Consider the following 13,464-nt stretch of genomic DNA (forward strand, 5'->3'; position numbering starts at 1 on the left):
GAAACGAAGAGGGATTATTTAAGATTATCTTTTCTTGCAGAAACGCTGATCAATTTATAGCCGTTTTCGGTTCTTAAAAACTGAAAATGATCTTGTCCTCTGTCCATTTTATTTTTAGGATTGATTACTATACTTTTAACAGGATAAAGCCATTCTTTAGATTCGTTGCAATTGTTGAAATAGATGTCGTATTCTTCTGTTTCAAAAATAAACTGATTTAATCCGTCAGAGGAAACAAAATAATCTGTTTTTGGATTTTTAAGTTCCTCAAGTTTTAATTTTAGATAAGTATAATTTTGACTGATAAATTTAGTTTTGGGTGAATTTATCCAGCCGTCAGGCTCTTTCCAATAGGTGATTTTATCAAAAGAATGTTTTTCTAAATTTGCTTTAGATAAATCTTTAACTAAGGTGTTTTTAAGCCAAAATTTAAATTCCTTATCAAAGTTTATAAATGAATAGTATTGTCCGTCGGCTCCGAGGAAATTATCTCTCGTTTCGTCTTTATTTGGCTCTTTTGATTTTTCTAAAGAATAAAAGTTTAAATCGTCGTTGTAAGGAAAGTTTTCAATTAATATCTTATTGTTAATGTCAATTAAGAATTCTTTTCCTCCTTTCCAGAAAAAATGTTCGCCATCCATTACTTTTGAAGCATCTTTTAATCCTATAAACATTCCGTTTTTGACTTTTGTTAGATTGCTGTATTCTGCAGGGATTATAATTTTTCCTTCGCTATTAAAGATTCCCATTTTATCCGTTTTATGATCTGTAAATCGTATAAAACCCTCATTTTCACAATCTGGTCCGTTGTCAAAAACAAATAAACTGTCACGGCCAATTATTTTTCCACTTTTGGTTAAATAATAGCTTTTCCATTTTCCATTTTCTTCTTCGGAAACAGCAATGATATTTTCAAATTTTCGAGCGATTGTAAAACCTGTAAATTTCGGTTCGATTTTGATAACGCCGTTTTTATCTCTAAATCCAATTTTAGTGGTGTCTTTGTTCCAAAATGAAAGCCATGCATCATTGGTTTGTGCAAATACTGAAGAGCTTATAATTAGGAATATATATAGTATAATAATCTTTTTCATAAAATTTATTTATCTGATATGAATTTCTAATTCTTTGTTTTTTGCGTCATTAAAGCAATCTATACACAACATTTTAAAATCGGCTTTAGCTTGAAAAACTTCGGTCCATTCTTCATCATTATCTAAAAGATATTGTTCACATTCTCCACACCACGCAATTTGCGGAAGATCTTCTTCAGCTTCCGAATAGAAAAAACCAACTTTTTCTTCCGAATCTATTGCCATTGCGATGTGAATACAGCTGAAAGTCATTTCTTTTGAGCCGTGGATGTCGCATATAATTTTTTCGATCATTTTTGGAATTTTAAGCTTTAACTTCAAATTTAAAGTTATAAAATAAAAAACCTGTAAATGTCTTGTTAAATTAAGAGTCTTGGTCAACGTGAGCGTGAGGGATAGGAGCTGGCTACCGAAGTAGCGCGGATAGCCCGACAGCAATCCAATAAAAGGGCGTATAAGCGTCTAGTGATTTTGCCCTTTTATTGGGTTGGTGGCACGCCCGAATTATTTTTGTTTCAAGTTTCCGTTGAACTTAAAAATTTGAATTTAAAAAAGAAAACCCGACAAATTTTTAAAATCTGTCGGGTTTGAATATGTATTTAGATAATCTAATCCCGATAGCTATCGGGACTAAAATTGATTTAGTATCTGTAGTATTCTGGTTTGAATGGACCTTGAACTTCAACACCAATGTAAGCAGCTTGATCGTCACGTAAAACTTCAAGTTCAACGCCTAATTTAGCCAAGTGTAAAGCAGCAACTTTTTCATCTAAATGTTTTGGTAACATGTAAACTTCATTTTTGTAAGCCGCGCTGTTGTTCCATAATTCGATTTGAGCTAAAGTTTGGTTTGTAAATGAGTTACTCATTACAAAACTTGGGTGACCTGTAGCACAACCAAGGTTTACTAAACGACCTTCAGCCAAGATGATGATATCTTTACCGTTGATGTTATATTTGTCAACCTGAGGTTTGATTTCGATTTTAGATGCACCGTGGTTTTTGTTTAACCAAGCCATATCAATTTCGTTATCGAAGTGTCCGATGTTACAAACAACAGTTTTGTCTTTCATTTGTTCGAAGTGCTCTCCAAGAACGATATCTTTGTTTCCTGTAGTAGTAATAATGATGTCAGCATTAGCAATTACAGTGTTTAATTTTTTAACTTCATAACCGTCCATTGCAGCTTGTAAAGCACAAATTGGATCGATTTCAGTAACTGTTACAATAGAACCAGCACCTCTAAAAGAAGCAGCAGTTCCTTTTCCAACATCTCCGTATCCACAAACGATAACTCTTTTTCCAGCTAACATTAAGTCAGTTGCACGACGTACAGCATCTACAGCAGATTCTTTACATCCGTATTTGTTATCAAATTTAGATTTAGTAACAGAGTCGTTAATGTTGATTGCAGGCATTGGAAGAGTTCCAGCTTTTACTCTTTCGTAAAGTCTGTGAACACCAGTTGTAGTTTCTTCAGAAAGACCTTTAATTCCAGCTACCAATTCTGGGTAACGATCGATAACCATGTTAGTTAAATCTCCACCATCATCCAAAATCATGTTCAATGGTTTTCTGTCTTCACCAAAGAATAAAGTTTGCTCAATACACCAGTCAAATGATTCTTCGTCTAGACCTTTCCAAGCATAAACTGAGATTCCAGCAGCAGCAATAGCAGCAGCAGCCTGATCTTGAGTAGAGAAAATGTTACAAGAAGACCAAGTAACTTCTGCACCAAGAGCAATTAAAGTTTCGATCAAAACAGCAGTTTGAATCGTCATGTGTAAGCATCCAGCGATACGAGCACCTTTTAATGGTTGTTCGTCTTTGTACTCAGCGCGAAGTGCCATTAAACCTGGCATTTCAGCTTCAGCTAGTTCAATTTCTTTTCTTCCCCAAGCAGCCAGAGAAATGTCTTTTACTTTGAAAGCCACATAAGGCGTAGTCGTTGTACTCATTTATAGTATATTTGTATAATTGTAATTTTTTTGCAAATTTAAGGAATAGCTTTTGAATTTTACTAATTTCTGTAAGATTTGTGAAATCTTTAATTTCTTAATCTTTAGAACATTAGTTTATAAAACGATTTAAACCATATAAGTTATATAAGTTCATTTAAAAAAGGATTCTTTGTAATGTGCTTTGTTTCGAATTGCTTAAATTTACTTAATACATTTTTTTGAACCAGAAGTTATATTTTCTGATATCACTTATATGGTTTGAAAACTCATAATTTACAACTCATAATTTATAATTTAAAAAATGCCTCTATTTCAAACCATACAGTTTAACGAAACGACTAAAATCTTAATTTGGGAAATTACAGAATCTTTTGATGAATTGTATAGTCGCGTTACTTTGAAAGAAAAGACACAGCGTAGACTTGACGGAATGAAATCACAGATGCATCAACGTGCTTTTTTGAGTGTTAGAATGCTGATTCAGGAAATGGGTTTTACTGATAAAGATTTGCATTATGACGAATTCGGCAAACCGTATTTCGATTGTCATAATTATATTTCAATTACGCATTCTTACCATTTTGCGGCAATAATTATAAGCCATGAAACGGTTGGAATTGATATGGAATTGCAACGTGATAAAATTCAGAGAATTGCAGATAAATTTACCGATTTTGAATGCAGTTATTTACAACCAGAATTTACAGAAGAATATATAAAAAAACTTACCGTTATCTGGGGAGCTAAGGAAGCAATCTTTAAAATAAGAAATGAAAAAGGAATAAGCTTTAAAGATCATATCAATGTGAGCAACTTTTCTTTGAGCGAAACCCAAACGCAGGCAAGTCTTCATTTTGATGATTTGATAAAGAATTTTGATGTACATTATCAGGAAATTCAATCTGATAATTTTGACGGAAAATTTACTTTGGTTTATGCTTTTGAGAAGTAGTTTTTAGTTGACAGTTTCAGTTTTCAGTCATAGCGTAATTTTGTCATTTCTCGTTCCTCGAAATGAGATACTTGTTTGTAATTATTGACAAAGTTTTAAATCTCACTCTCTTTTTGTCGATGCTGAAACATACTCATAAACAAAAAAGTACTCATTTTGCGAGCACGACGTTTTAAAGTTTCGGCATTCTCGCCTTCAAAATATTCTTCAATGGTTTGAAACCAATGATTTAACCAGATTCCGAACTCATTTGCCGTTATTTTTTCGTCAAAATGTGCGTCAACTTCATTGTGTACCGCATGTGGATTTCCTTTGTATTTGCGAACGCCAAATAAATTAGTTTCCCAAAAATCAGTTAGCTTTTCTAGATGCGCATCCCAATCAGAAATCATTTCATTAAAATAAAAGCCGATTTCTTCATCGGCTCTTATTTTATCGTAAAACCGATGGACTAAAAAGCCTACATCAGTTCTATTTTCTATTTGCTTTTTCACAGAATAAGTGTGTTTAAAAGAATAAATACTACACTTAAAATTGAACTTAAAATTAAAAGGTTAAAAACTACCTTGTGTTTCATTTGTGCCAAAATTGAAGTGTTTACAAAGATACAAGCTAAAACAATAATAGCTAATTGAAGCATTTGTGGAATTGATGTACCATTTGATAAAACGTACATTGCAGCAGCGCCGCCTAAACAGCTTTGCCCAATAACTGCCATTGCAGCAGAACCCATATAATTTCTATTGAAAATGTCGAATGTTGTTTGGTATAGTGTCATGATATTCAGATTTTTATATGACAAAGATACGCCCGCAATACAACTGCATTTTATGATTAAAATCATAAAACAAGAACTTTTTTATCTGTATACTTTTCGATTAATTATCTTCAATTCGCCTTTTTTCTCTAATGCTTTTATGGTTCTAATAACCGTTTCTACGCGTAAACCTGTTAAATCTCCAATTTGCTGTCTAGTAAAATTAATAAGGAAACCATTTTTGTCTTTTTGAAAATTAAAATACACAATTCCGTGATCAATTAGTTTTAATACGCGATGTTCAGGCTCTTGTGTAGATATTTCCGCTGCCATAACCGATTTGTAGTACAATCGTTGCGCTAGATTTTCAATAATTTTAATGCTGACTTTAGGATTTTCTTCTAAAAGTTTCATGAAGTTTTTTTTAGGAAGAATAAAAATCACAGCATTTTCTACCGCAATGGCATTGGCAGGATATTTTTGATTTAGAAATAGAGGCGGTTCACCAAAAGATTGTCCACTGTAAAATATTCCTTGAATAAATTCACGTCCATCATCATTATAATTACTCATTTTGATTTCACCAGAAACAATTTGATAATAGCTTAAGGGCAGATTCCCTTCTTCAAAAATAAGATCATTTTTGTCGAACGACTTTTTAATCGCACCATATTTCTCTATTAATTCGACTGTAATCATAATGTATCATTTACGTTATCAAAAAAGCGTCAGACAAATATAATTTATTCAAAATAGTTTTACGAGATTAAAAAACTTTTACTTTTACACCCAAGATGCAAGAACAAATACTCACAATTCGGCAACAGATTTTGGAGGCTAAAAGTAGTGGTCAGAAATTATTGGCAGTACTTTTGGATCCAGATAAAATTGTATTAGAAAATTTAGGTCATTTAATTGAAAAAATCAATCAATCGCCTGCAACTCATATTTTTGTTGGCGGAAGTATTATTCAAAATAATATCTTAGAAGAACTGATTTTGACATTAAAGCAAAAGACAGATTTACCAGTTATTTTGTTTCCCGGAGATCCTTCGCAAATTTCAGCAAAAGCTGATGGTATTTTGTTTTTATCTTTATTATCAGGACGAAATCCAGATTATTTAATAGAATATCAAGTTCAAGCCGCTCCAATTCTTAAAAAGACAAATTTAGAAGTCATCTCAACTGGTTATATTTTGATCGAAAGCGGAAACGAAACGGCTGTTGCACGCGTAAGCAAAACAAAACCATTAAGCCGTGAAAATCTTGATTTGGTTCTAGCAACCGCCTTGGCTGGAGAAATGTTAGGAAATCAATTGATTTATTTAGAAGCCGGAAGTGGAGCGAAACAGCCTGTTCCAAAAGAAATGATTGAGTTAATTGCTCAAAATGTCAGAATTCCGGTAATTGTTGGAGGAGGAATTGTAGATTTGCACGGAATTCAAAAAGCGTATTCTGCCGGTGCAGATTTGGTTGTTATTGGAACTGCTTTCGAAAATAACAGTCATTTTTTTGATTTATAAATAAAATTTAATCGCCTTTTAAATACCACAAAAATGATAGATTTTTTTCTAGACAGTTACAAAAACGCACCGTTATGGCATATTGCTTTAGAGTTTTTAGTCTTTGTTTTTGGAATTTTAAGCGTTTGGTTTGCTAAAAAAGAAAATATCTGGGTGTACCCAACAGGATTGATTGCGACAGTTATATCGGTATATCTATTATATGTTGCAGGCTACATAGGAGACATGATTATAAATGGATATTTTTCGATAATGAGCATTTATGGTTGGTATGTTTGGTCAAAAGGAGGATCTGTTGAAGATAATCTTCCAATTACTCGCACAACTTTTAATGAAAAAATAATTGGAATCTTACTGTTTATTGTAACCGTTTTTGTAGTTTTCGGGATTTATAAATATTTTGATTACGAAATTCATCAAGACAACTATGTTGATATGATTTCATCAGGAATATTTTTCGCAGGAATGTGGTATATGGCCAGAAAAAAAATAGAAAACTGGACACTTTGGATTATTGGTGATATTATTGTTGTGCCTCTCTATGCTTATCGTGGGCTGGGGATGCTGTCACTTCAATATTTAATTTTTACAATTTTGGCTATTTCAGCTTATTTAGAATGGAGAAAAATCTTAGACAGCAAAAAACAACAATAATAAAAATTGCTTTATTTGGTCCTGAGAGTACAGGTAAAACTACATTGGCAAAACAGTTAGCAGATTACTACGAAACCGAATGGGTTCCCGAGTTTGCGCGCGATTATCTGCAAATAAAATGGGAAGAAAATAAGCATATCTGTGTGGCTGATGATATGATGCCAATTGCTTACGGACAAACGGCTTTAGAAAATGAACGTCTTGCTAAAGCAAATAAATACTTGTTTTCTGATACCAATTTAATGGTAACTAAGGTTTTCTCTGAAATGTATTACGGTTTTTGTGATCCGCTTTTGAATGATGCGGCGCTTCAGCATGAATACGATTTATTCTTTTTGACTGATATTGATGTGCCTTGGGAGAAAGACGACATACGCGATACTCCAGAAGGAAGAGAAACTGTTTTTTCTGTTTTTAAACAAACTTTGATTGATACAAAAAAGCCTTTTATAACTTTATCTGGTGACAAAAAAACGCGTCTAGCCGAAGCATTAAAGATTGTAGATAATTTGACGATTGCCTTAGAAAAAGGTTTTTCGTCTGCTGAATTCGTTCAGATTTATGAAAGAGGAATTCCTTTTGAAAATATTCTATCTCAACTTAAAATTTTCAAAAAAGGTATTGCCAAAAGTAATTTAATTAGTCCTGCCATTATCGATAATGGAATTCTAAATTTGAATCAAGTAGATTTTGAGACAAAAGCTTCTTTTTTTGATCATGAAAAGGAGAATCTGAAAATTAAAAAGTTTGTTCCTGCCTCAGGTGCAGCTTCTAGAATGTTTAAGTTTTTGACTGCTTTTTTAAATGATTTTGATATTCAAAAAGAAACTATCAACTCTTACATTAATAGAAAAAATGATAAAGAGCTCGCTATTTTTATTGTTGGAATGGAAAAGTTTCCTTTTTTCAAGGCAGTAGATAAAAAACTAAGAGAAATTTATCCTGATTTTGAAGCTTTAGAAAGAGATTATAAAAATTACTATTTTGTAAAATTATTACTGTCTCCTGATTATTTTGATTTTGCGAATAAGCCTAAAGCTGTTTTGCCTTTCCATTGGTACGATACACATATTGCCAATCCGATTGAAGAGCACTTGAATGAGTGTGTACATTATGCCTCTTCAAAAAATGTTTCCAATTTGCATTTTACTGTTTCCGACATTCATCAAGATTTATTTTATGAAGGGATTAATGAAGTTATCGAAAAAATTGAAAAACCATCAGGAATAAAGATCAACATATCCTATTCGTATCAAAATAAAAGTACAGATTCTATTACGATTGATGAAAATGATAAACTAGTAAAAGACAAGCTAGATAATTTAATTTTTAGACCAGGAGGACACGGAGCTCTTATCGAAAATCTAAATAATCTTGATGCAGATATTATTTTTATAAAAAATATAGACAATGTTATTCAAAATCATATTGATAAAATTACGTTGTATAAAAAAGCATTGGCAGGTATTTTAATTGAAATACAGCAAAAGGTTTTTTCTTATTTGAAAAGGATTGATCAAAATGAAATTCAAGAAAATAATTTAGAAGAAATCTTACTGTTTTTACAGGAAAAATTAAATATTGAATTAAGTGATGATTTTAATAAGTTTACTTTCGAGAATAAGATAGTCAATATTAAAGAACTTTTAAATCGTCCAATTCGTGTTTGCGGGATGGTTAAAAATGAAGGAGAACCTGGAGGAGGACCATTTTGGATCATGAATGACAGAGGCGAAACTTCGCTTCAAATTGTTGAAACTTCTCAAGTTGATTTACAAGACAAAAAACAACTCGAAATTTTAGCCGAAGCAACACATTTTAATCCAGTAGATTTGGTTTGCGGGATTAAAAATTATAAAGATGAAAAGTTTGATTTGCTCCAATATGTAGATCAAAAAGCCGGTTTTATTGTAGAGAAAAGCGTTGACGGAAAAACAGTTAGAAGTTACGAATTACCTGGTCTTTGGAACGGATCTATGGCAAATTGGCTTACTATCTTTGTTGCTGTTCCTTTAATTACTTTTAATCCGGTAAAAACGGTAAACGATTTATTAAAAGCAGCGCATCAGCCACAATAAGATGGAATTAGATAAAATCATATCAGAATTAAATTTTAAAGCCGTTCGCAGTAGTGGTGCAGGCGGACAAAACGTAAATAAAGTTTCGTCTAAAATAGTTTTGAATTTCGATTTAGATGCTTCTCAAGCTTTATCTGATGAAGAAAAATTACTTTTAAAAGAGAACCTATCGACAAGATTAACTTCTGAAAATATCCTAATTTTAAATTGCGATGAAGACCGGAGTCAGCTTAAAAACAAAGAGATTGTTATCAAAAGATTTTTAGAAATCATTAAAAAAGGATTGTACGTTCCGAAAGTTAGAAAAGCTACAAAAATTCCAAAATCTGTTATCAAGAAAAGAATTAAGGATAAAAAGAATATTTCTGACCTTAAACAATCACGTAAGAAACCAAACTTAGATTAAATCTTAAAATTTATTAATTCCAAATTTCAATAGAAAGCAATAATTAGTTTTTGGAATTTGGAATTTCTTTTTTGGAGATTTAAACATTTTAACATTACATTTGCACTGTCTCAAAGGGGTGCTCTAAATAACGAGCTGAGATCATACCCAAAGAACCTGAGCGAGTAATGTTGCTAAGGGAAAAAACGACACTTTCAAGTTTGTATACTTTATCTTGTCGTGAAACACATTTATTAATTTAACAAAAGAATAATTCCCCCTTTTATTCGTAAATATTTACGAATGAAAACTATTTTTAAAGTTGCTGAGGTACTAAGGTACAAAAACTCAGAGGTTTTTAAAAACAGAACCAAATCTGTTTTCTTTACTCTTTTATCTGTTTTCTTTACACTATTCTCTTTTGCCCAACAGCAAGATTCAACAAAAGTAAATTCTCTTGATGAGGTTTTGGTTTCTGCTATTCGTGTTACTTCAAAAACTCCGGTAAGTTTTAGTAATATGGACAAAAAAGAAATTAAGTACAGAAATTTAGGTCAAGATATTCCTGTTTTGATGAATTATCTTCCATCGGTTGTAACAACTTCTGATGCTGGAAATGGTGTTGGTTATACCGGAATTCGTGTGCGTGGAAGCGATGCCACACGTGTAAATGTAACCATCAACGGAATTCCATACAACGATGCCGAAAGTCAGGGAACTTTTTGGGTAAATATGCCCGATTTTGCTTCTTCTGTAGAAAGTCTTCAATTACAGCGCGGTGTCGGAACTTCTACAAATGGTGCAGGTGCTTTTGGTGCAAGTTTAAATATGCTGACAGATAACTATGTTAGAAAAGCAACAGGCGAAATTTCAAGTTCTGCAGGATCGTTCAATACATTAAAAAATACAGTAAAATTTAGTACTGGTCTATTAAATGATCATTTTGAAATTGCAGGCCGTTTGTCTGCTATTCAAACAGATGGCTATATCGACCGGGGCAGTGCAGATTTAAAATCATATTTCTTGCAGGGAACTTATGTCGGAAAAACAACTTTGATCAAAGCTCTTGTTTTTGGAGGAACTCAAAAAACTTACCAGTCTTGGAATGGAATTGATAGCGAAAAATTAAGCGAAAACCGCAGGTATAATTCCGCAGGAGAATATACAGACGAATCTGGTGTTACTCGTTATTACGATAATGAAACAGACAATTATAACCAGGATCATTATCAATTACACTGGAACGAATCAATTTCTGACAAGTGGAGTACAAACTTTGCACTTCATTATACAAAAGGGAAAGGGTATTATGAAAACTATAAAGAAGATGCCGAAATGTCTGAATATGGTTTAGCTGCCGTTGGAGCAGTTACTACGACAGATTTAGTGCGTCAGAAATGGTTAGACAATGATTTTTACGGAACTACTTTTTCTGCAAAATACGTAGCAGATGGACTGGATGTTATTTTAGGCGGAGGATGGAATAAATATGAAGGCGATCATTTTGGAAAAGTAATTTGGGCCAGATATGCTTCAACATCAGAATTAGGAGATCATTATTATGATGATTTTTCAACAAAAACGGATGGTAATATCTTCGCGAAAGCCAATTATCAATTAACAGAAAAACTGAGTTTTTACGGCGATTTGCAATATAGAAATGTGCATTATAAAGCGAATAGTGCAGAAACAGGTTTGGTTAATGATAATTTCAGTTTCTTTAATCCAAAAGCTGGTTTAAATTATGCATTTACTCAAAAAAGCACTTTATACTTTTCGTATGCAAGAGCGAACCGTGAGCCAAACAGAACGGACTACGAGGGAGGAAACGTGAAACCAGAGAAGTTAAATGATTATGAATTAGGATGGAGATTTAATTCGGAGAAATTTCAATTGAATTCTAATTTCTACTACATGGCTTACAAAGATCAATTAATTTTGACAGGAAGATTGGACGATGTTGGAAATCCAATTCGAGCAAATACAGAAAAAAGTTATCGTTTAGGATTTGAATTTGATGCAACAATTGCACTTACTGATAAATTTACTTTAAGACCCAACTTCACTTTGAGCAGCAACAAAAATGTTGATTTAGCTGTTGATGGCGAATATTACGGAACAACAAAAATTGCATATTCTCCACAAGTTATTGCTGGAAACGTCATTGTTTACAAACCAATTGAAGGATTATATCTTTCTTTATTGCAAAAATACGTTGGAGAACAATTCATGAATAATATAGAATTACCTTCGGCAAAATTGGCAGATTATTTTGTAAACGATTTTAATGCTTCTTACGAAATAAAACCAAATTCAATATTTAAATCAATTACCATTACCGCTTTGGTTAATAATATTTTAGACAAAAAATACATTTCAAACGGAGCAATGTGGGATATTTATCCTTATTACTATCCACAAGCAGGAAGAAATTTCTTGATTGGTTTGAGTCTAAAATTCTAACTAATCTTTTCAATAAAAAAAGCCTGAATTTACTTTCAGGCTTTTTTTTATTTAATTATAAACGTGAATCACAGTTCCAGATCCTTCTGCGCGATATTGTTTCATTGGATATTCTTTTCCTCCAAGTCCAGTAAACAGATTATATTGTGCTTTATCACAAGAACAAACAGCATAAATACCACTAATTGTCATGGCCGAGCAAGATGTAAGCGCTTGATTTGGGCACGCGGCATCAAAGGCAGTATAAGTTCCCTCACCAGTTTTCATTACAATAATTCCTTTTGCTCCGTAGTTGGCAACATAAACAGGATTACTTACATATTTTAAGTTGTTATAAGTCGGAAGATTATTATCTAAATAGACATTAACAGCGTAATTTGGAATGTAAGGATTATTGTTACTTCTGTTATTGTCGCTGCAAGAGAACAAAACAGCGGTAAAGGCGATAAAGAACCAGATTTTTTTCATTATTTGAATAAGAATTAGTTAAACAAAAATAATTTATTTAGATTTGAAATCTATATGATTAACATATAATTATGTACTATTAAAAATAATAGTATATTTGTGATAAGAAAATCCCGTCGCGATGGGATTTTTTGTATTTATATAAACGATGAAGTTATGAGTAAAGTATCTTATTATACAGCTGAAGGATTAAAAAAGTTAAAAGATGAATTGGAGCACTTGAAAAGTGTAATGCGTCCAAAGGCATCTCAAGATATAGCAGAGGCAAGAGATAAAGGAGATTTGTCTGAAAACGCCGAGTATGATGCAGCAAAAGAAGCACAGGGTTTATTAGAAATGAGAATTGCTAAGCTGGAAGAAGTCTATTCTAACGCCAGATTAATTGACGAATCACAATTGGATGTTTCGAAAGCATTGGTGCTTTCTAATGTGAAAATTAAGAATCAAAGCAACGGAATGGAAATGAAATATACGTTGGTTGCAGAAAGTGAAGCCGATTTAAAAACAGGAAAAATCTCTGTAACTTCTCCGATTGGAAAAGGTTTACTTGGAAAATCTGTTGGAGAAGTAGCAGAAATCACAGTTCCAAACGGAATTTTGAAATTCGAAATTTTAGAAATTTCAAGAGACTAAATTTTCTTTTATTTAATCGGTTAATTGTTTAATCGGTTAAAAGAATCAACGATTAAACAAATAAACAAAAATGGCATCAATATTCACTAAAATAGTAAACGGAGAAATTCCGGCTTATAAAATTGCTGAAGACGATAATTTTTTGGCATTTTTAGATGTAAATCCAAATGCTAAAGGACATACACTTTGTATTCCAAAACAAGAAATCGATAAGATTTTTGATATGGATGAAGAACTGTATTTAGGTTTAATGAAGTTTTCTAAAAAGATTGCTGCAGCCCTAGAAAAAACAGTTTCATGCAAAAGAATCGGAATAGCTGTTGTTGGACTTGAAGTGCCGCACGCGCACGTACATTTGATACCATTAAATGAAATGGATGAAATGCGTTTTATTAATAAAGTCTCTCTTTCTAAAGAAGAATTTGAAGCTTTAACAAAAGATATTCAATCGAATTTATAAAATTTTACGAGTGTCAGGCAGAGCGAAGTCGAAGCC

General features: G+C 32.4%; 15 protein-coding genes. 8 read left to right on the plus strand and 7 right to left on the minus strand.

Annotated features, from left to right (window positions below):
• Window positions 1–14: 14 nt before the first annotated feature.
• From LL966_RS16115 to ahcY, 3 genes are all read right to left on the minus strand, one after another.
• Window positions 15–1,094, minus strand: coding sequence for a hypothetical protein (locus LL966_RS16115; protein ID WP_229354676.1), 1,080 nt, complete (start codon window positions 1,092–1,094; stop codon window positions 15–17).
• A gap of 9 nt (window positions 1,095–1,103) precedes the next feature.
• On the minus strand, window positions 1,104–1,388 hold the full coding sequence (locus tag LL966_RS16120) for a hypothetical protein (protein WP_229354678.1): 285 nt from the start codon (window positions 1,386–1,388) through the stop codon (window positions 1,104–1,106).
• A gap of 347 nt (window positions 1,389–1,735) precedes the next feature.
• A complete protein-coding gene (gene ahcY, locus LL966_RS16125) occupies window positions 1,736–3,052 on the minus strand; it encodes an adenosylhomocysteinase (RefSeq protein ID WP_229354680.1) in 1,317 nt (438 codons plus the stop codon).
• A 304-nt stretch (window positions 3,053–3,356) separates the two neighbouring features.
• Between ahcY and LL966_RS16130 the strand changes: the two genes are divergently transcribed.
• A complete protein-coding gene (locus LL966_RS16130) occupies window positions 3,357–4,007 on the plus strand; it encodes a 4'-phosphopantetheinyl transferase family protein (protein ID WP_229354682.1) in 651 nt (216 codons plus the stop codon).
• Between the two features lie 95 nt (window positions 4,008–4,102).
• On the opposite strand, the gene LL966_RS16135 is transcribed toward LL966_RS16130, so the two are convergent.
• From LL966_RS16135 to LL966_RS16145, 3 genes are all read right to left on the minus strand, one after another.
• Window positions 4,103–4,501, minus strand: coding sequence for a group III truncated hemoglobin (locus tag LL966_RS16135; RefSeq protein ID WP_229354684.1), 399 nt, complete (start codon window positions 4,499–4,501; stop codon window positions 4,103–4,105).
• Entirely contained in the window at window positions 4,498–4,785 is a 288-nt protein-coding gene (locus LL966_RS16140) for a hypothetical protein (protein WP_229354686.1), read from the minus strand. Before LL966_RS16140 ends, LL966_RS16135 begins: the two co-directional genes overlap by 4 nt.
• An 81-nt stretch (window positions 4,786–4,866) precedes the next feature.
• Window positions 4,867–5,463, minus strand: coding sequence for a Crp/Fnr family transcriptional regulator (locus LL966_RS16145; RefSeq protein WP_229354687.1), 597 nt, complete (start codon window positions 5,461–5,463; stop codon window positions 4,867–4,869).
• A 95-nt stretch (window positions 5,464–5,558) separates the two neighbouring features.
• Here LL966_RS16145 and LL966_RS16150 point away from each other — a divergent pair, with 95 nt between their 5' ends.
• The 5 genes from LL966_RS16150 to LL966_RS16170 all read left to right on the plus strand — a co-directional run bounded on the left by LL966_RS16150 (window position 5,559) and on the right by LL966_RS16170 (window position 11,867).
• Window positions 5,559–6,287 (plus strand): geranylgeranylglyceryl/heptaprenylglyceryl phosphate synthase, encoded by a 729-nt coding sequence (locus tag LL966_RS16150; RefSeq protein WP_229354688.1) that lies wholly within the window; start codon window positions 5,559–5,561, stop codon window positions 6,285–6,287.
• A gap of 33 nt (window positions 6,288–6,320) precedes the next feature.
• Window positions 6,321–6,941, plus strand: a complete 621-nt coding sequence (pnuC, locus tag LL966_RS16155; RefSeq protein WP_229354689.1) for a nicotinamide riboside transporter PnuC — start codon at window positions 6,321–6,323, stop codon at window positions 6,939–6,941.
• Window positions 6,905–9,019: a DUF4301 family protein gene (locus tag LL966_RS16160; RefSeq protein WP_229354690.1), complete on the plus strand. Its 2,115-nt coding sequence runs from the start codon at window positions 6,905–6,907 to the stop codon at window positions 9,017–9,019. Before pnuC ends, LL966_RS16160 begins: the two co-directional genes overlap by 37 nt.
• A gap of 1 nt (window position 9,020) precedes the next feature.
• Window positions 9,021–9,425 (plus strand): alternative ribosome rescue aminoacyl-tRNA hydrolase ArfB, encoded by a 405-nt coding sequence (gene arfB / locus LL966_RS16165; protein WP_229354691.1) that lies wholly within the window; start codon window positions 9,021–9,023, stop codon window positions 9,423–9,425.
• A gap of 282 nt (window positions 9,426–9,707) precedes the next feature.
• A complete protein-coding gene (locus LL966_RS16170; RefSeq protein WP_229354692.1) occupies window positions 9,708–11,867 on the plus strand; it encodes a TonB-dependent receptor in 2,160 nt (719 codons plus the stop codon).
• Between the two features lie 51 nt (window positions 11,868–11,918).
• On the opposite strand, the gene LL966_RS16175 is transcribed toward LL966_RS16170, so the two are convergent.
• Window positions 11,919–12,335 carry a Rieske (2Fe-2S) protein gene (locus LL966_RS16175; RefSeq protein ID WP_229354693.1) on the minus strand — a complete coding sequence of 139 codons (417 nt, stop codon included), beginning with the start codon at window positions 12,333–12,335 and terminating at the stop codon, window positions 11,919–11,921.
• Window positions 12,336–12,491: 156 nt separating this feature from the next.
• Between LL966_RS16175 and greA the strand changes: the two genes are divergently transcribed.
• The gene (gene greA, locus LL966_RS16180; RefSeq protein WP_035685867.1) at window positions 12,492–12,968 is read left to right on the plus strand and encodes a transcription elongation factor GreA; all 477 of its coding nucleotides are present in this window, start codon (window positions 12,492–12,494) and stop codon (window positions 12,966–12,968) included.
• A gap of 70 nt (window positions 12,969–13,038) precedes the next feature.
• Entirely contained in the window at window positions 13,039–13,428 is a 390-nt protein-coding gene (locus LL966_RS16185; RefSeq protein WP_229354694.1) for an HIT family protein, read from the plus strand.
• Window positions 13,429–13,464: the final 36 nt, after the last annotated feature.

The organism is Flavobacterium chungbukense, assembly GCF_020805785.1.
Taxonomy (GTDB): Bacteria; Bacteroidota; Bacteroidia; order Flavobacteriales; family Flavobacteriaceae; genus Flavobacterium; species Flavobacterium chungbukense.

Bases quoted from the DNA above. Each gene is read 5' to 3' on its own strand.
- LL966_RS16185 (WP_229354694.1), top strand. From the start codon at position 13,039: ATGGCATCAATATTCACTAAAATAGTAAACGGAGAAATTCCGGCTTAT.
- LL966_RS16150 (WP_229354688.1), top strand. From the start codon at position 5,559: ATGCAAGAACAAATACTCACAATTCGGCAACAGATTTTGGAGGCTAAA.
- LL966_RS16130 (WP_229354682.1), top strand. From the start codon at position 3,357: ATGCCTCTATTTCAAACCATACAGTTTAACGAAACGACTAAAATCTTA.
- LL966_RS16170 (WP_229354692.1), top strand. From the start codon at position 9,708: ATGAAAACTATTTTTAAAGTTGCTGAGGTACTAAGGTACAAAAACTCA.
- LL966_RS16145 (WP_229354687.1), bottom strand. From the start codon at position 5,463: ATGATTACAGTCGAATTAATAGAGAAATATGGTGCGATTAAAAAGTCG.
- LL966_RS16160 (WP_229354690.1), top strand. From the start codon at position 6,905: ATGGAGAAAAATCTTAGACAGCAAAAAACAACAATAATAAAAATTGCT.
- LL966_RS16115 (WP_229354676.1), bottom strand. From the start codon at position 1,094: ATGAAAAAGATTATTATACTATATATATTCCTAATTATAAGCTCTTCA.
- arfB (WP_229354691.1), top strand. From the start codon at position 9,021: ATGGAATTAGATAAAATCATATCAGAATTAAATTTTAAAGCCGTTCGC.
- greA (WP_035685867.1), top strand. From the start codon at position 12,492: ATGAGTAAAGTATCTTATTATACAGCTGAAGGATTAAAAAAGTTAAAA.
- LL966_RS16140 (WP_229354686.1), bottom strand. From the start codon at position 4,785: ATGACACTATACCAAACAACATTCGACATTTTCAATAGAAATTATATG.
- LL966_RS16175 (WP_229354693.1), bottom strand. From the start codon at position 12,335: ATGAAAAAAATCTGGTTCTTTATCGCCTTTACCGCTGTTTTGTTCTCT.
- pnuC (WP_229354689.1), top strand. From the start codon at position 6,321: ATGATAGATTTTTTTCTAGACAGTTACAAAAACGCACCGTTATGGCAT.
- LL966_RS16120 (WP_229354678.1), bottom strand. From the start codon at position 1,388: ATGATCGAAAAAATTATATGCGACATCCACGGCTCAAAAGAAATGACT.
- ahcY (WP_229354680.1), bottom strand. From the start codon at position 3,052: ATGAGTACAACGACTACGCCTTATGTGGCTTTCAAAGTAAAAGACATT.